13 protein-coding genes and 1 pseudogene are annotated in these 17,789 nt (G+C 44.5%); 6 read left to right on the forward strand and 8 right to left on the reverse strand.

Annotated elements, in window-relative coordinates; genetic code table 11:
• The 4 genes from NC996_RS20515 to NC996_RS20530 form a co-directional block, all read left to right on the forward strand.
• The coding region (locus NC996_RS20515; RefSeq protein WP_190684425.1) for a hypothetical protein at positions 1-369 on the forward strand (369 nt) is incomplete at its 5' end.
• Between the two features lie 84 nt (positions 370-453).
• The gene (locus tag NC996_RS20520) at positions 454-1,017 is read left to right on the forward strand and encodes a hypothetical protein (RefSeq protein WP_190684428.1); all 564 of its coding nucleotides are present in this window, start codon (positions 454-456) and stop codon (positions 1,015-1,017) included.
• A 188-nt stretch (positions 1,018-1,205) separates the two neighbouring features.
• Complete coding sequence (locus NC996_RS20525) at positions 1,206-1,511, forward strand: fertility inhibition FinO-like protein (RefSeq protein ID WP_190684431.1); 306 nt, start codon at positions 1,206-1,208, stop codon at positions 1,509-1,511.
• A gap of 393 nt (positions 1,512-1,904) precedes the next feature.
• On the forward strand, positions 1,905-5,222 hold the full coding sequence (locus NC996_RS20530; RefSeq protein WP_190684434.1) for a plasmid replication protein, CyRepA1 family: 3,318 nt from the start codon (positions 1,905-1,907) through the stop codon (positions 5,220-5,222).
• A gap of 218 nt (positions 5,223-5,440) precedes the next feature.
• On the opposite strand, the gene NC996_RS20535 is transcribed toward NC996_RS20530, so the two are convergent.
• Positions 5,441-5,593: a hypothetical protein gene (locus NC996_RS20535; protein ID WP_348260015.1), complete on the reverse strand. Its 153-nt coding sequence runs from the start codon at positions 5,591-5,593 to the stop codon at positions 5,441-5,443.
• Here NC996_RS20535 and NC996_RS20540 point away from each other — a divergent pair.
• Positions 5,573-5,757 (forward strand): annotated as a pseudogene (locus NC996_RS20540) (IS1 family transposase); the annotation flags it as partial. The gene NC996_RS20535 and the pseudogene NC996_RS20540 sit on opposite strands and share 21 nt — an antisense overlap.
• Positions 5,758-6,221: 464 nt before the next feature.
• Here NC996_RS20540 and NC996_RS20545 read toward each other — a convergent pair.
• The 3 genes from NC996_RS20545 to NC996_RS20555 form a co-directional block, all read right to left on the reverse strand.
• Entirely contained in the window at positions 6,222-6,587 is a 366-nt protein-coding gene (locus NC996_RS20545) for an IS1 family transposase (RefSeq protein WP_199302999.1), read from the reverse strand.
• Positions 6,588-6,591: 4 nt separating this feature from the next.
• Positions 6,592-8,142, reverse strand: a complete 1,551-nt coding sequence (gene xisF, locus NC996_RS20550; RefSeq protein ID WP_190684436.1) for a fdxN element excision recombinase XisF — start codon at positions 8,140-8,142, stop codon at positions 6,592-6,594.
• 1,287 nt (positions 8,143-9,429) lie between these two features.
• On the reverse strand, positions 9,430-9,972 hold the full coding sequence (locus tag NC996_RS20555) for a nucleoside 2-deoxyribosyltransferase domain-containing protein (protein WP_348260013.1): 543 nt from the start codon (positions 9,970-9,972) through the stop codon (positions 9,430-9,432).
• Positions 9,973-10,088: 116 nt separating this feature from the next.
• Between NC996_RS20555 and NC996_RS20560 the strand changes: the two genes are divergently transcribed.
• Positions 10,089-10,274 (forward strand): hypothetical protein, encoded by a 186-nt coding sequence (locus tag NC996_RS20560; protein WP_190684440.1) that lies wholly within the window; start codon positions 10,089-10,091, stop codon positions 10,272-10,274.
• Positions 10,275-10,488: 214 nt separating this feature from the next.
• Here NC996_RS20560 and NC996_RS20565 read toward each other — a convergent pair whose 3' ends face one another.
• From NC996_RS20565 to NC996_RS20580, 4 genes are all read right to left on the reverse strand, one after another.
• Positions 10,489-11,784, reverse strand: a complete 1,296-nt coding sequence (locus NC996_RS20565) for a DUF1835 domain-containing protein (RefSeq protein ID WP_190684442.1) — start codon at positions 11,782-11,784, stop codon at positions 10,489-10,491.
• An 895-nt stretch (positions 11,785-12,679) separates the two neighbouring features.
• Positions 12,680-13,516 (reverse strand): hypothetical protein, encoded by an 837-nt coding sequence (locus tag NC996_RS20570; protein ID WP_190684444.1) that lies wholly within the window; start codon positions 13,514-13,516, stop codon positions 12,680-12,682.
• A gap of 33 nt (positions 13,517-13,549) precedes the next feature.
• Entirely contained in the window at positions 13,550-16,399 is a 2,850-nt protein-coding gene (locus NC996_RS20575) for an AAA-like domain-containing protein (RefSeq protein WP_190684446.1), read from the reverse strand.
• Positions 16,396-17,517, reverse strand: a complete 1,122-nt coding sequence (locus NC996_RS20580) for an AAA-like domain-containing protein (protein ID WP_348260014.1) — start codon at positions 17,515-17,517, stop codon at positions 16,396-16,398. The genes NC996_RS20575 and NC996_RS20580 overlap by 4 nt, the downstream gene beginning before the upstream one ends.
• Between the last annotated feature and the right edge of the window lie 272 nt (positions 17,518-17,789).

A 17,789-nucleotide genomic window follows, 5' to 3' on the forward strand; every position in this document is an offset into this window, starting at 1 on the left:
GCAAATGGGATGAGCGCCCACGGATGGGAAGAGCGGATGCTAATGCCATCGTCTGGGCTAACTGATATCCTCGCTGAGGAGTGGGATAGCTCTGGTAAATTACCCGTAGTTGGTGAACGGTTTCGGGAGTACACCAATTTAGAAGATTCTGGCAATGGGATTGCGGAAGGGCGCGATGGTGACTGGGTTGTAGCTCATATCCATCAATTCTCATCCCCGGACACTGACCAGCGGATTGTGGTGTGCTACTGCGATTACCTACCCGTCATCCCGAAATGGGAAGAGTTGCAGCGAGGATTGCCTGTAGACCAGATGCTTCACAAGCAACTGAGGTTAAAGAAGGACACTCCCAGCACAAGGTTGGGTTGATAAGGATTGATCGCGCATTGATTCTGCGTATCACTTTGATACGCAGAATTTGAATCAACTCTACGGAGGCAAACTTAGAAAAGTATGCAGATTAGCGAAATTGAAAAATGTACCATCTTAAATCGCCTAGATGGACTACCTCCAAAAACTTGGTTGAATTACTCATCAACAGATGGCCAGAAGAAACGCTGGGAAAGTGTTTCAGCCAAACATCAACTACTTAAAAAAGCTTTAGAGGCTTACTGCTCAGGCGATTCTACTCTTTTGAAGAATCTTGAACAGAAGGATCAAGCATATTTCGCTCAACTTGCTGAGTGTTATATAACTCTATATGGAGTGTTGCAGTGGGCTTGGAGTGATTTTGTTGAGGCTACTGAGGAAATAGGGATTGAGCTAAGAAATCTACGAGTTACAACCCCTGGTCAGATGCTAGTTGAAATCTTGACACTGGAAGCAGAGGGGGAGTTTCGCGAGTGTCTGGTTCCGCGCCTAGAGTATAAACCCCGACTCAGGTACAACCTTTCCCTCAAAAAGAAAAAGGTTGACCAAATACTGTCGGAAAAGCGATCGCTTAATTCTGAACAACAGAGAACACGGGGTCTAAGTAGTAACGGAACAGAAAGTCACGCTAAGAGGTGTACCAGTTGAACCTACTGAGAATTAGAAGCCTGAAACCCTTGATATTCCGTTCAAAATTTTTGTACCAAATAGCCTACAGTCTCATGGGTACGTCTCATTGAGACTAGAAGACGCTTCTTGAAATGACTACTCGGTTAGTGTTTCAGCCTTAGCGTAAGTTTTTGTTCCATTACTACTCAACCCCCGTATCACGCATTATGACAACCCAAGGAAAACTTGAGCTAACCATAAAGATTTCGGAATTCCCAGCCGATGTGAAAATTGTCGAAAACGGTTGGAGGTGTTTCGAGATTGACTGCGATGGGCAGATTGTCAGCGTAACTGTAAAGCCCAAAGTTTTTAAGAAGCTAGAGCAGGCACAAACTGATTACCCAATGTGGGTTGCTGCGATCGCTGGGAAGATGGGCGAACTCACAGATCGAGGCTTTGTCCTGAACGAGCCATCCATCCAGGTTTTCGAGAAGAAGCCAAAGGAACCAAAAGAGACAGTGGTCACTGAGTGAGGAGCTATATAATCAGATGCATAAAAATAAAATGTTGGATAGCGTCTTTGAGTCCAGGAAATACACCCCACAGCTTAATGCTGCTGAGTTAATTTACACAGACAGAGGAGGTAGTAATAAAATAAAAACGCAAAAAGCTGTCTGCGATTGATTTAGCCGCGACAGCATTTTACGTGATTAAGTCAAAAAGAGAACATTACAGCCACACTAATAAGACAGCTCAATCTTGGCGGAACGACTGTCTTTTCACAAAAGTGTCATTAGTAGCGACCGAAACGTTACTACTAATTTAGCATTGAAACTTCGTAGTAGACGCTGAAAAGTGAAGCTGAACTTTCACTGCTAAAAGGCTGAAATGCTCTCCTGATGAAAAAAAAAATCAGGAGAAAACAGGTGCAATATTCTTCACACTCTCCCTTTGACCTTCAGGTAGAGGGACGAACAACACTAGACCCACAACACTTTGAGGAATGGCGAAGCAGCGGCGTAGATGATGCGATCATCGCGCTGAACGTGCGATCACTAAGTGGGGATGAAGCGTACAGATTTCTCGTTCCCGATCCGCAGAAGGCATTCGGCAAAGTTCATCTCGATGCACAGTGGCGATCGCTGCGGAAAAGTTACGGGCACATTGAAGCAGGTGGCTGGTGGTGCAATGGGTTAGACCCCTTAAACAACTGGCAACCGATGGAGGAGTGGGGCTGCTTAAAGCCAGACTTGCCGCGTAAGAACGCGAATGGAAAATCGGTTAAATACGAGCATCCACCGGGGCAAGCCGCACGAGCATTTTTCCTACGAATTAGCTTCAAAATCAGTCTCAGAATTGCTAGGCAATATGGACTTGAAACCGAATACTGGAAAAGATTTCCACACTTTCAATCACTAGGAAAGGGCTTTGAAATTTCAAGGAAGGCTCTCAAGTGCAAGCGTCCTAGACCGCTTAAATTGAAGCTTCAGACGCATCGGAAACACCTCAGGAGGTTCGAGGATAAAGGTTTTTGGGCGTGGGTTTTAGAAAACAATCTCCCAATCGTTCTGACTGAAGGGAGCAAAAAAGCCGGGTCATTGTTATCAGCCGGATATGCAGCGGTTGGCTTGCCGGGAATTTGGAATGGTCGGCGGGTGATTGGTTCCATAGCCACCTTGATTCCAGAGCTACAGTTGTTCGCTACCGAGGGGCGACTCATTTATTTCTGCTTTGACCACGACACCAAACCGAAAACAATTGCAGCAGTAAACTCAGCGATCGCCAAAACTGGGAAGCTCTTTGTCGATGCTGGTTGCAACGTGCATGTCATCAGTTGGAGCGCTCCTGAGAAGGGCGTTGACGATTTTATCATTGCCAATGGACAGGCAGCCTTTGATGAAGTTTATTCCAAAGCTCTCCCACTGCAACAGTGGCAATGGACAAAGCGACAAGAGCGTTCGTTGACCCACAGCCCTAGTGTGGTTCTAAATGTACCCGACCTCAGTATCATTGGCTTGCAGGTTCCTGATTCTGGAATTGTTGCTATCAAATCAGGTAAAGGCTCTGGGAAAACTAAACTGATTGCCCAGATAACAGATGAGAATCCGCACCTGGTTAGCTTGACTCACAGAACCTTCCTTGGTCGGTCGTTGGCAGAAAGGTTGAAATACACCTGGCGGACTGATTGCGATAAAGGTCTGGGGTATTACCTCGATTCGCATGGGCGACAAACCTGGCGGATAGGATCTTGTGTTGAGTCCTTGCTATCGATTAATCCAGAAAAGTTTGTTGAATGCGATTTGGTAATTGATGAAGTCACTCAGGTGTTGCGGAACCTCCTAACCAGCGGCACTTGCAACAAAGACGGAATGCGCCCTGCATTACTAGCCCGGTTGCACTGGCTGATTAAAGTGGCTAAGCGGATCATCATTGCCGATGCCGATCTGGATAATTTCACCCTTAATTACATCCGAGCGCTTCGGGGTGACGATGCCCCCGTTTACCTGATTCGCAATGATTACAAATCAACTGGCTACCCTTGCACAATTCTCGATTCTCCAGACCACGGGGCAATTATGAATTATGCCGTGTCAGCCGTTCAAGCAGGTAAGCGACTTTTGATTTCTACTGACTCTAAGGGAGCGTCAGAAATTGTGTCAGAGCTGGTGGTTGCTGGTGTCAAACTGGAGCGCATTTTGGTTATCAATGGCGATACTTCTGAACAAGCGATACAGCGCGAATACGTCAGCCAAATCAACAAGCGGGTCAGCAATTATGATGTTTTAATTGCTACTAACTCTTTGGGAACGGGTGTGTCCATTGAACAGCCTTGGTTTGACGAAGTTATTGGGATTTACTACGGAGTCTTAGGAGATGGCGATATCGCTCAAGCCCAAGCGCGAGTGCGTGCCCCTATCCGCCGTACCATGTGGATCGCCAAGCGAGGTAAAAATTTTAATCGGGTTAGCAAATCTGAATACCCATCTGTGGTTAAGCAGACGCTCAAAACCCGTTGGGAAGGAGAAGTAGCATTGATTCGTTCCAGCCTTAATCCCGACTTAGTACCCTTTGTAGATGCTCCTATTGATTGGGATGGCTGCCCTCACAAGCAACTGTGGGCACAGGCAGCAGCAGACACTAACTTCGCCATGTGGAATCTGCGGGACTGTGTAATTGCTCGGCTCAAGCATGAAGGAAATCAAGTTCAGGTAATTTCGAGTGAGACAACAAAAGATTTCAAAACGTTGGTTAAAGAGATTAAGCAACAGATAAAACTAAACCATTACAACGAGGTTGCCACTGCCACCATTCTTTCTCCAGAGGAACGAGAGCCTCTGCAAGCTAGGGAGTGTCACAGCACGGAGGAACGATTGAATCTTGAAAAGACCGCGATCGCTGAATTCGCGTGTACCGATGAGGTTTCTCCCGAATTGGTTGAAGCGTACCCAAAACTAGCCGCAGCGTTTCCCCGATATGAGGATCTACGCTACAACCTGGCAATCGCGCGGGATGAAAGAGCGATCGCTCGTCAGGTTAAGTGGGGTCAAGGACTGTTCATTCCCGACCTACCAACCAGAGAACAGGAGCGCATTATCAGGGAGCGCTTGGGGCTGATTGAGTGGATCGACCGACTGTTGGCAGGTGAAACTTTTACCAATGAAGACCTAGAACCGTTGGGAAAGTTGGTCAGGAATTACTACCGTCAGGTGAATGAGGTTTTGAAGCTGGGATTTTCGCCTGATTGCAAGCAATGGTCAAATGTCCGCATCTTCAACAAGCTTGTCAAACAACTGGGAATACCCACCGTAACCAAGCGTCTCGGTAAGGAAAAGGTGGCTACCACAAGTCTCGATTTGGAGCGATGGAAACTTGTTGAGAGAATTTTAGAGCGTCGGGAAGCGCAACGTCAGCTGTTGAATCAGCAAAAGGAATTTGTAACCTCCCCGATGGTAGTTGAGGAGATGAAACAAGTTCGAGGTGACAATGGCAGCTATATAAATAAACAGGTGTCAATGTCACCCCAGTCCAATGTCACCCCCATGCAGATTGAGACGGAACGCGCTTTCACCCAGGAAGAGATTCAAGATGGCGCAAACTTGCTGATGATGGCGGATACTCCAGAATTAGTGATTGCAGTATTTGATGTACTCCGAAAATTTAGTCCGTGGGCGAAGCAGGCAGTTTGGGCGCGGCTTCCCCGCGACAAGAGGGCGGAGCTTTGGCATCTGACAGCAACCGGCTAAAAAGTGCGACCCAATACTTTTGACTTTTTGGGCATGTTACCCATAATGTAAATCATCGATTTGGGTTGACTGAAGCCTCTTGAATAGCCAGTATTCCCTGGCTCTCTCCGGCGACCGCATGACGGGTGCAGTACACATTAGGAGGTTTTATCCGCTGTATGGCAAAGCGATCATCAACTCGCAATTGGAAGCAACAAACCCATCGCGCTCAAAAGCTTTCACCATAAAATTTTTGAGCGCACTGATACCCCATAAACGCTGGTGTCCCCATGAACGACGTTGAAAATCGTGCGTTCGAGGTCTGGTGAGGCAGATCCAGGGGCTTGATCGCGCCCATCCAGAACTGCAACATGGGCAAAGCTCTGACTCAACGAGTGGAGCGCCCTAACGGGGTTCTCAGACAATAAACAGGGCGATGGCATCGACGCCAAAATAAGTTTGGCGTCGATGCCATCAGACAATCATGACAACGCGATTAGTCGTCAGTTATTTCAACTGGATCTGGTGCCATTCAAGATCGCAAACAACGGCGGCTTAACGGGCAGGATTAGCTACTCATCGCTAGTCGTGGGATGAGCTAGTTTCCTACCCCACGTTTCTCTGAAGCACAACCAAAGCTTGTAAGCGCAAGACCAGCCTAAATGTAGCTGACTTTCAACCCTCGCTTGACAGAGGCAGAGTAGTGGTTATACTCTGCCCTCGCATTCGCGTCAAAAAGCGGAAACCTTTTACTGCTTTAAGCCGTTTTGCTTCTACTTTACACAACTTTAGATTACGTCTTATTTTGTGTGTTTCTCGGCTTTACCCCTTAATTGTCCAAAGTCTAAACAACATATCCTCTAGCGAGGCTGGGTTAATGTCAGAAAGGCGTTTTCTAAAATTCAAGCTATATCTACATTCAGACCTTATATTCAGGCTATTAGTTTTGCAAAACTCATCAGGTAATCAAGGTTTGAAAACAAATATATAGATGAGTTTTGCTGTCTAACGCAATCCTTCTCAATTATTTGACTCAGATTGCAGACGTTGTAACTCTTCAAGACTTAATTCTTGCAAGCTCTCAACCTTCTTTTTTACAAGTTGTAAAAATTCCTTGAATCGCGGACAATTCTGGCAATCCAAATGACTACCAGGAGTACTACAACTACATTTCACAGGTAGCTTTTCCTGGAAAAAAAATTTGCAGCTACGACAGAGATACCTCTGTCTATTGTAAGGATGACCATTCTTATAAGGATTTCCGCTATTACATCTGGGGCATTTAATTTCCTCTTCTATGGTAATCGGCTGCCAGTCCTTCAAAACTGCTTGTTTAGCTACTTCACATCGGAGCTGATTCAACTGAAAAATTGTTTGAGCATTCATGTTACTAATTGTCACCAGTTTTAACTAAAATTACCGCTTCAATTTCGCCATTGCGAATAATAACTTTTTCCACTAACTTGGGAAAAATCTCTACTTTAGCATCGTTTGACAATGTATACCAAGGAGTTAGATCATTACCTAAACGAAAGATTTCTTCGGCGGTCTTACGCATGATTAAATTAGAAGAAAACGGATTTTTTTCTTCTTGAATTTGTTGAAACCGTTCCTGTTTCAGTCTTTCAATATCTGGATTAAAACCTGGGAAGCTGTTCAAACTTTCTAATTCAACTTCAAGCTTTATCAGTCGTTCTGACTTGGGTGGAATACCTGCCGACCGAGTTGTTGGTTGGTCTAGATTACGCGACCTTTCAACTAAAGCTTTGATAATAGCATCCTCAATCTTTACCCTTTGGACAGATTTACGGTTACTACATCCTTGATGAGAATATCTACAGCCAAAATAAAGTCGTATCTTTCTGCCCCTTCCCTTGTTAGACCCAGCGCTTTTTGGCATACATTTAGAGCCACACTCTCCACAAAAAACAAGTTTGTTTTGGTAAGTGTACTCTCGATAAATATCAGAAATCTTTGGATCTCGGTTAAAGTTTTTTTGGCCTAGTCGGCTATTGAACCTTATAATTTCCTGAATTTTTTCAACATCCTCATCAGTGATTAACCTTTCATCAGGATGCGTGTTATGATGTACCACCCAATTAGCCGGATCGTTAAGACCTCTCTTACCTTCTTTGCCTACAGAAATATACTTAGAATATACTGTATGACCTTGCAAAACTGGATTGTTCAACCACCTCCGAAACCCTGAGGGGGACCAGTGAAAAATCTTATCATTACCGTTCTTTTTAGAACTCGTTTTTCCTAAGCCGTATTTTTTAAACATCAGCCTGACTGCTCTAGTAACACCTTTCTGATTAAAAAAAAGCTCAATACAATCTCTAGCAATCTCCGCGATTGTTAGACCTGGAAGTTTTTGAAAATCTTCTTCTTTGTATAGTTCAAGGTAATTTGGTGGTTTTAATTCTAAAAGGCATAAAAATGGACAACGGTCTAACACATATTTAGAATCGACTACTGTATAACCCCAAGGATAAGATTCGCAGGCAATTTTTTGATTGCGGCGGTGTTGCTTTCCGTGACGGGTTCTTTCTGATAGCATATCAACTTCTAGTTCTGCCAAACTGGCTAGTAAATTGACAGCAAACATTCCTTGAGATGTACTTAAATCAATCATCTGGTCTAAGGCTCGTAGATTAGTACCTGATTTCTGAAAGATATCAATATTTTTGCGGACAATCGGTACACTTCTACCTAATCGGTCAATCCTAGTGATGACTACTTCATCAACTTCCTTTTTTTGGACTAAGCTCATTATCTTAAGCAGACCGGGTCGAGTATCTTTCTTTCCGGTTTGAACATCTTCAATAATCTCAGTTGCTCCAGCCTCTCTAAGTCTGGCTTTTTGCTGCTCTAAAGCCTGAGAGTTGATGGCTTGTTCGCGAGTAGACACCCGCGCGTAACCTATGATTCTTTTGTTCATTTTTTTCTCCAGGACGAGTATCTGTTACTAATAGTAGGGGAGATTTGTGCATAAGCAGCGGGCACTGCATATGCACAACTTTTGCTAAATTACATGGCATTTTTTAGCAAAAAAATGCGTATTTTTGATATGTGAATTTAGCTAAACTGGGATTATCTGCAACTACATCTTGTGTTCGAGCCAAGATTAATTGCAACTAGGACAGGATTAGCTGCAACCAGCCAGCAATTACTTGTTTTGAGCCAGAATTAGATACCGCTGCGTGTGATTCAGGAAATATCGAGACAGCGCGGTTTACAAGCACTCCATCGGTATTTAGAGGTATCCGAAGTGGAACAGAATGGCACCGAACTTACACCAAATGCCTCTATTTTTTTATTGATATAAAAGTCTAGAAAACGCTTTAGATATTCGGTTGAAGCAATTAAATACTTGTCCATTGCGAACAATATTTGTTGATAATATTGACCGCAGTATTTTCAGCTAAGTTACTAACCGTTTACTGGAAGTTCGTTTAGCTAAAAAAACAAAAAGGGCGGCTCTATACAGAGTCGCCCTTTTTGGGATTGAATATTTAATTAGTGCTGCTATAGAGTCTAACCTTTGACCCAGAAAACTGTCAAGGCTTCGGTAGGTGGGGAGGATAGTTTATGTATTAGAGCGGAGCATTAGCTATGAAGTTGACTTTGAGACTACAGAATTCCCACTAAACTGGCTTTGTAGAGAGCATTGTGCCAGTTTCCTAAATATGTAGCCCGTTCAGTCTACTCTGGCATCGCTTGGATGTTTACCAACACCTTTATCAATTCTGAGCGGTTAAAATAGCTAGCTTTAGCATCTGTGCGAATGCTTCTTCCACCATTGACTCAAAAACTTTTAGATACTGCCACCTGCTCCTTGATGGAAGAAACAATGACAGCTTTTAGCTTGAGTGCTAAACCTTTTAAGTATCTATTGCTTTAGCGAACAACTGGGTTAATCCACTCGCTGGAGTTCGATCCACGATCTAAACGTCACCGTTACTCGCGATCGCTCACACACTATCATCGATCCACCCACACGTAGAGCTATTCCCATGTGTTGGAGGCGGGATGACTTTAACAAGAGAGTTCTGCAACCAACTCCAAACCATGAAGCTACAAGTACTGCCCTAACCATTGCGAGGGCAGGCTAACAGCAAGGTTCACCGACACCGTGCGGCGGAATTGAGGAACACCGAAAAGCATAGCTGCGCCGCATCCAGTACAGCTGTTAGTTAGCCCGCGTCGTGGAAAGCGGCAGACAATTTCATCGGTTATTTGAGTGTAATACACGCATGACGGCTGCGTTTAAGGTATCCTCGATCGACGTACACGGTGCTTCACCCGTGAATTTCTGATAGAGCCAATCGAGATACCGATTTTTGGGAGCGGAGTTAGGTCTGCCATAGACGCATTTACCAGAGCCGATGTAGCGACCGAACTCGACGTTGGTCGTGAAGCCCGGTAGTGAGACCAAATCGCGGGGTATCCAGAACACGATAACCGTCGCCGCTTCCAGGCAGGCGAACTCCCATTCGACCTGGTCAATGTAGTCGAATGAACTAGTCCAGTCGTGACGCTCTGGGATCAGAACCGTGCCAGGAAAGCCGACTTCTTGCAAGATATGAAGCGCCTGTATTCGCCAAGATGCGACCTGAGCCGTCCGTGGAGTGGGGCCAGCAAGGAAGATGCTTGGCGGAGCGAAAATCGGCTTTTGGTCAGAATACACAGCTTTCATTGCTGATCTCACAAGCTGAGGTCTTGCGCGTAGCGGGCTAACGACGAAGTTCGCTGACCCAGCGCGTCGCATTGCACGAAGCCCAGCATATATGTGCGTCGGCTTTAGTGCAACCGCTAGTTAGGTTGCTGTGGCTACAACACGGAGAGCGATTTTTTTAGGGGAGATAGAGCAGGCGACGCGGTAAGATGGCGAAGATATTTGATTCATCCGAACCTGTCATCTACCAGCTCAAAGTAGCCACTGCCAAAGCTAGAGGTCGCAATAGAAGAAGAGGTAAGACGCGATCGCGTTCGCCAAGTGGTTCGACAACTCTGCAATTTTCCAGGGAACTAACCCACCTCAGGGAATTTCAATCTGGTGCGCCAGATTGAGTGAGAAAGTATTGACAACTGAGAGGTTCGACAGTTGGTGAGGGTATACTGAGTCTTTATTGGAAATCAGCAGTCGAATCGGTTTCATCGAGGTCAAACCCTTTGGGTAGGGAAAAGCCAACCCCATGTATTAATGCATGGGCTTGTAAAGACGAGTTAGAAATATTGCTGGACGCAATTTTCTGGTTTTTCCTCTCCATTAATGAATTTCTAATTACGAATTATTTGGTCGTTCCTGTTGTTCATTCCACATCCAGTTGGGTCCTTCGCTAGTAAGATGGATGCCACCAACCCAGCGATCGCATTTCTGCATTTCCTGCCAATTTACCTCACCACGCAATAAAGCTTGTCCCGTTTCGGTGAGTTGAAGCACGCGCTGGGGCCAAGGTAATTCTCGCGTCTCGGCTGTAATCTCCAAGGGGGGATTCTCGCTTTGGTAGAGATGATTCAGCAGATACCAGTACATGGTATCTCCCAAGTACGGCAACGGCTCTTTTTCTAAAACCAAGGTTCTGAAAAGGCGATAAGCGGTGATTGCACCCTGTTGGGTCAAAATTTCTAGCGTTAGCCGTTCGGTTAAACTCAAACCATCTTCAACCCACGGTAATTCTTGCAGATGTCTTCGCAAGGCGGGGGCCATCGGTGGAATGAGAGGCGTTCCCGTATCAATAATCTCCATCAGTTGCAGAGGTGATGGAGCAGTCAGCGCTTGCCACACTCGATGTCCCAATTGCAGATGCTGATTAGTTATCGGTTGTCGCTGTTCCCAAAGCGCTCGCAACACTTCGGGCGAGAGTTGTCCGAGTCCCACAAATCGCTGGATACCGGGAAAAGCACCAATACAGATAAGTTCAAAATGTTTGGGACGAGAGGGAGATTGCCACAAATAGTGCAGCACATAGGCTAGAACGAGTTGATCGTAGGTATCATGCTCAAACCACAGCACCACTCGCTCATAAGTGGGAGTAGTGTGCAAACGGCTATATTCGCGTTCCAGACGTTTTCGCGCATCCTTGAGAGCAATCGCATACGCCTGAGCAATGAAACCTGCTCGGACATCCAGGAATTGAGACAAATTTGCACAATCGGGGAGAGGACCTTGACAGTAGGGGTCGGCAAATTCCATAAAATCGCCGGAAAATCCCGCAATATTCAACTCCTGTTGAATATCTGAGCCGCACCGTAGATGTAATGTCTGCAAATCGGCATCGGCAGGTGAGGTAATGCCTTGAGCGATATCTTGTTTGGCGCGATCGAGGCGTTGAATGTGTGCCTTTAATTTCGCCCAACTGGGTAAACCGTTTTCCCTAGCAATTACCAACTGAGCATCGCTTAGTTTAGGTTGAAAGGATTCCAGTTGTGGGCAGTTGAGATGCTTGGCTTGAGGATGATGCTGTTGAAAGCGCTTGAGGGCAGAATTTTGAGCGGCATTGAATTGATGGAGCAGTTCTTTAGCTCGCTTCTTCTGTTGTTCAAGGTTTAAGCGCCCGTTGGAAATAGGATTAGACACGCGACTTCCTCCATTACCGCCTGTGTCCGCTGATCAGGCAAAGGAAATCGTAAGGTTTGCAGATATCAATGTGGGCGCAGCCCTTCCTGCGGACGTAGTCGCGCCAGTTGCGCGTAGGTTGATTGTAGCATCCCAACTGACGGTGCGGCTGATTCGCTCTAATAGGTGTGGCGATCTTATAAGAGAATGTGCCTGCCGTTGTCAGCTTCGAGAGCATATACTCATACAAATCGCCCTTGGTATCCCGGTCTTCCATCGGGATTTGCAGTTATGACGATGTAGAAACGGATTTTCTAGAGACACCGCAAGTTGATGAATCCGAACCGTCGAACAATGGCGGAATGTATTCGTAAAGTTGGAAAATATAAAACGCCTAGGTATCTACTTCTCCTGCCACGCTTATCTTTTTATCTTTAACGTTGAAGAGGTGTTTGATGAGCAAAAAAATCCTAACTTTTTAGAATGGTTTCAACGAGAGAGCAGGAAGGAGAGATTCAATCGAAATTTATCAATAGTTGACAAGATTGGGTCGGTTCTATTTCCCTGTCGATACACCAAGTTAAATTTAGCTCAAGCCCCGATAGATTGCGGGGCTTTTTTCTGGGAAGTGCTATTACCTCCAACAAAGTCTCAATTGGAACGGCGATCTAAATCCGCTAGCTCTTCAGCTATGAGAATTTTATTCGTGAGTTATCCTATCTGGCATAATTGCCTCACTGAGATAGGCATTATTCAGATTAGCCCCTTTTTAATTGGTATCTTTGAGGTTGGCTTTTTCTTGGTGGGCATTCACTAAGTTAGCCCCGAGAAGATCTGCTAAAGTAAGCCTACTCCAGGTAGATTAGTATGATTGAAGCTATCTCCGAAAAGTTCTATTTATAGATATGTTTGCAAGCTAAGAATTAAAGTCCAAGCGACCTAAGACTAGATTCCTTTTATCAAGACTATAGTATTCTGAATTTTTAAAGGTACTCCAAGTGTAACCAACGATCCCCTCTTCCTCATTAGTGTATATTCGCATTGTTCCCTTTCCAAGTCCGCAATAAAAAGAATCATCTTCTCTACAATAATTATCTTTTATCCGAGAATCTTTTATACGTCGCGTATCCTTCTCGCCATGCCCCGATCGACTTTGATCTATAACTGTAACTCCCCACTGTCTTGTTCCTTCAACCAGGGGTTCTGAGCTTTTTCTTTCCTTGGGAGTTTCTGCCACTAACATAACGTGTCCAGTATTGTCTTCACCATCGGGATATTTAATGGCAATGATGTCTCCTGGTTGGACTTGTGACAGTTTTTTAATGGGGATGAAATCCTTCTGAGTGACAATAGCGTAGTGAAAGTCTTCCGCTAAAGGACGCTTCCGCTCCTTTTCCTTTATCCACTGCTTAAAATGTTCTTGCGTAAAATAATCACTATAGCTGTGGCGCAGTAGTTTACTCATGAACCCGCTGCAATCTGCTTTTGATACATAATCAGAGGCTCCATTAACGCCTTTCCAGGTCACAATAATCGGTTTATATTGATAATTATTACTCTCTGGACGCCCTTCAAGACGCAATCCCTCAAGTAGTGATAAGGCTTCTTCCAAGTGTTTGGATTTAGTTAAGGTTTGCGCTTTTACTGCCGATGAGGGCAGTAGCACACCAATCGCACTAACCCAGGTTATAGCCCAAGCTTTTGCTAAAAAAGTTCGTCTCGGTATCAGCATAGATAGTGAATTGATAGCCAACAGTAAAACTTTAACTTAAAAGATTATACGTGCCTATGAGGTTCTCTGACAAAATTTAAATTCCTCTCGTGCTTCGGGATGCGTAGCAAGGTAATCTTTTAGCCACAAACAACCCTGTGCTAAAAGTTCATCTAATTCCCTAATCCGCCAAATTCTCGCGGTTTTGTCACTCGAACCAGTGATAATGAACTTCCCGTCAGGGCTAAAACTAGCGCGAACAATGTTTTTTTCATGCCCTTCCAGTTTGGCTAGTGGTCTGCCAGTAAAGTCCCAAATACGGGCAGTTTTGTCTTCAGAGGCGGTGACGATGCGTTGTCCATCCGGGCTAAAACTAGCATCATTAATTTTTCCCAAATGACCTATCAGCTTTGTCAGTAACTTACCCGACAAATTCCAAACACGGGCAGTGCCATCCCAAGATGCGGTGATAACATACTTGCCATCAGAGCTAAAATTGGCACGAATAACAGTACCTTCATGTCCTTGAAGTTTTACTGGCGGTTTACCAGACAAGTCCCAAATACGTGCAGTTTTATCACTAGATGTAGTGACAATGCGCTGCCCTTCAGGACTCCAACGTGCATAGGTAACACGCCAACCCTCATGATCTCTAAATTCAGCTAATTTCCTACCTGACAAATTCCATACATAAGCAGTCCCATCACGGGATGTGGTGACGATCCGTTGTCCGTTAGGGCTAAAACTGGCACTATTGACTTCACGTTTATGTTTTTGAAGAACGGCTAACTGCTTACCTGATAATTCCCACACACGAGATGTTTTATCGTGGGATGCAGTGACAATACGCTGCCCGTTAGGGCTAAAACTGGCGCGAGTAACTTCTTTTTGATGTCCTTTAAGTTCTGCTAATTTCTTACCTGACAAATCCCATACACGGGCTGTTCCGTCATCAGATGCAGTGACAATCCATTGTCCATCAGGACTAAAGTTTGCATCATTGACACCCTGTTGATGTCCTTTAAGTTCTGCTACTAACTTCCCTGACAAATTCCATACACGAGCTGTTTTATCATCAGATGCAGTAACAATATGGATTCCATCAGGACTAAAACTGGCGTGTCTGACAACATCTTGATGTCCTTGAAGAACAACTAATTCCTTGCCCGATAAATCCCATACACGGGTTTTTTTATCCCAAGATGCGGTAGCAATGCTCTCTCCATTGGGGCTAAAGCTAGCTCTGTATATAGATCCTCTATGACCCTGAAGTTTATTTCGTTCGCGAATGTTATCAAGAATTATCTGCAAAGCTAAGATTGGGCTTGTAGCTGGGTATTTTTCTAACGGGCGACCATCTTTAACCAGTTCCTTTAAATTTTGTCCGGTCTTCATAGCCAACAAAAGCGCTTCTATTTGCTGAAACTCAAACTGCCGTAAAGCATCGTTTCCATCTCGTTCTAGTTGGCTACCAGTCACTACTTCTTGTCGTTTTTGTTCAGCCACAATTGAGCGCAGTCCTGTGATTACTGCTAGCACTAAGGATAACGCCAAAATTAGGGAGCCGATCTGTATGCGCTGATTGGCTTTTTCTGCTGCTCGTTGCAAAATTAGCTTTGCTTGCTTTTCTACTTCTAAAGCCTCTCGGTTATCAATTTCTTGGCTCGCACTAAGAAACTGATAATCTCGATTACTTAAACTTTTACCAACTGCCCATGCAAGGGCAGTTCGCAAGTCTTGCCCACGCAAAAGGTGTGAAATCTCTTGGCATTCAGATGCTTCCCAAGTCGCTATTGCTTCTGCATAAGGGCGCAAAGAAGCTAGCTCTTTCTCAACCCAAGTCTTATTAAAAACAGATTCATAAATGTGGTTGTAAGGTTTAAAAAAACGATGATGCTTAACCACTAAACCAGATAGCCGTAATTCCATTTGTTCTGGACTATCATCACTCTTAAGTTCTCCAAAGCGCAAAATTTGTTGATACAGCCCTAGTAGCCGACAAGCACGCTGCTCATTACTAACTAGTCGCTCACGTATCGTTTGTAAATGCTGTTGTTTATCCTGCGCCCACCAATTCTCAATTATCCTTTCTTGCACAATCGCAGCTACCCAGTCTATCTCGCTATCTGGCTTAAAGGGTATAGAGGGATATGTGCAAACCAATTGGCACAACCATTGTGTTAGGAAGGGTTGCCCGCCTGTCCACTTTAACACCTCTTTCAACACGGCATTAGGATTGCTAACTATCCCAAGCAAACCTTTTTTTAGAGGGGTAACTTGCTCTAGTTGAAAACCAGTCAGTTCAATAGCTCGACTATCAATATTAAAGGGCGTGTTATTTGTATTTTCAATCAAATCCGCAGGTGTCGCTACTCCTAGCAGTGCAAAAGTGAGGCGCTTATACTTTGAATTGTCGGCGCGTTTATTGTAACAGCTACAAATAAATGCAAAAAAATCGTCTTTGAAATTCAAGTTCAAAACATTATCAATTTCATCGACGAAGATAACAACATTTTGACTAACCTTATCTAGCAGTTCTTTTTCAATAAACCTACTCAAGCGTAGTGAAGGAGGAATATATCGATACTTGTACCACCAGTCTCCTGTATCAATTTCCAAATTGAACCCACTTACTAGAAGGCTGAGAAAGCCACCAAAAAATTCGTCGGGTGTTACCTCATAACTACAAATGTCCCTCATTTCAATTGCACAACAAGCAAATCCTTCTTTTTCTAGGCTTTGCATTGTTCGTACTCGCAGACTGGACTTACCCATCTGTCGGGAATTTAATACATAACAGAAAGAACCAGCCGTTAACCCTTCATACAGTTCAGAGTCTGCCTGTCGGACTACATAAGTGGGGGCAGACTCTGGCAGACTTCCCCCTACTTGATAAGAGTTGCCCTTACTGTATGTTGTACTCATAAGTTATCTTGGAAGCGATCGCGAAAATACTGGCGGTATAACTCGTAACGGGGGATTGCACTATTGCTTGAAAGCTTCACCAGTCCTAAGTCATTTAACTTCACTGCCATACTTTGATTCAACTCAGAGTTAAATTCTACTGGAGAGTTGGCTAGGACTATCTTTTGAAAAGCACAAGCTAGTTCAGGGTTAGATTGCAGATTTCTCCAATGTCGTTCTAAGTGACGACTATAAACTCCCTGTGCAGTAGGAGATGTTTGCAACAATCCTCCAAGTGTTGTATCTTGTTGCGCTATGTGTTCAATGGCTTTCCCTACTAAGTAAGGATGTCCTCCTACCATATTCATTAATTGTGTAACGCTGCCTGTATCCCACTCCAGTCCATACCGCTGTGCTAAATCTAGCACTTGCTCTTGGTTGAAGTCTGTCAATGTCACCTCATATCCAGCATTAAATGGGGACTGATTGATATCAACCTCAGTGTAGATTTCCGAATGCAACACAACTAGCCGAAGTTGCCGCCAGAGTTGGCGAGTCTTAGCGTCCTCATGCCAGGTTCGCAGCATACCTAAAAACTCGCTAGCAATTTCTCGTATTGGAAAAATTCGGTCTACCTCATCTAAAGCTAAAGCTAAGGGATTGTCTCCTGGTAACAAATACTTCTCGAAGTAGCTTCGGCATTTAATCTTGCTATTCCCAACACTCTTACGCCAGTGTTCTTCCACGCTTATAGTCAAGTCCAATCTATCAGCGAAGATAGTACAAAACCACTGTAAGAATTTATCCAGATTAGTGAAGTCTTCTTGGGTTGCGTCTCGTAGGTTTAAAACTACTGTTCGGTACCCTTTTTGTTCGACGTAATTTATGAGCCTTGACATCAGCTCTGTTTTTCCTGTCTGCCAAGGTGCTTTAATTCGTAGCAAACACCCCGGCTTCAAAATCTCCGAATAACAGCGCTCTTCAATGGGAGGGCGCTCTATATAAAAGACAAAATCTATCACTTTGTCTTCCACAGCAGGCGGCTCTAAGATAGTCAACTCTTGCTTTCTATCATTAGAGGCTGAACCTCCTGCTGGTGTTTCTCCCAAATCTTGGTGATTGATTGCAATCTCCACCATAGCCTTTGCTTCTGCGGAGGGTAGTGTAGTGTCAAAGGTTGCAGCAATCTCCTTCCATTCCAATGAAAGCCCCTTCTCACAAATATCTTTAAAAAGTGCAAAGTCAACAGGCTTTCCAGTTAAGAAATTGCTAACTGTGGACAGTGCAAAACCAAGTTCTTCAGCTAACGCCCTCTGGCTAGGAAAGCCCTTCCGTCTAACTGCTAACTTGACTATTCCGATACATTCCTGACGAACTTGGAGAGATCTAGGCATAGCACGTTACAAAAGCT

The organism is Trichocoleus sp. ST-U2, assembly GCF_039961875.1.
GTDB lineage: Bacteria > Cyanobacteriota > Cyanobacteriia > Cyanobacteriales > FACHB-T130 > FACHB-T130.

Excerpts from the sequence above, each read along its gene's own strand:
- NC996_RS20520 (WP_190684428.1), top strand. The coding sequence starts at position 454 with ATGCAGATTAGCGAAATTGAAAAATGTACCATCTTAAATCGCCTAGAT.
- NC996_RS20525 (WP_190684431.1), top strand. The coding sequence starts at position 1,206 with ATGACAACCCAAGGAAAACTTGAGCTAACCATAAAGATTTCGGAATTC.
- NC996_RS20545 (WP_199302999.1), bottom strand. The coding sequence starts at position 6,587 with ATGAATGCTCAAACAATTTTTCAGTTGAATCAGCTCCGATGTGAAGTA.
- xisF (WP_190684436.1), bottom strand. The coding sequence starts at position 8,142 with ATGAACAAAAGAATCATAGGTTACGCGCGGGTGTCTACTCGCGAACAA.
- NC996_RS20555 (WP_348260013.1), bottom strand. The coding sequence starts at position 9,972 with ATGCGACGCGCTGGGTCAGCGAACTTCGTCGTTAGCCCGCTACGCGCA.
- NC996_RS20560 (WP_190684440.1), top strand. The coding sequence starts at position 10,089 with ATGGCGAAGATATTTGATTCATCCGAACCTGTCATCTACCAGCTCAAA.
- NC996_RS20575 (WP_190684446.1), bottom strand. The coding sequence starts at position 16,399 with ATGAGTACAACATACAGTAAGGGCAACTCTTATCAAGTAGGGGGAAGT.
- NC996_RS20580 (WP_348260014.1), bottom strand. The coding sequence starts at position 17,517 with ATGGTGGAGATTGCAATCAATCACCAAGATTTGGGAGAAACACCAGCA.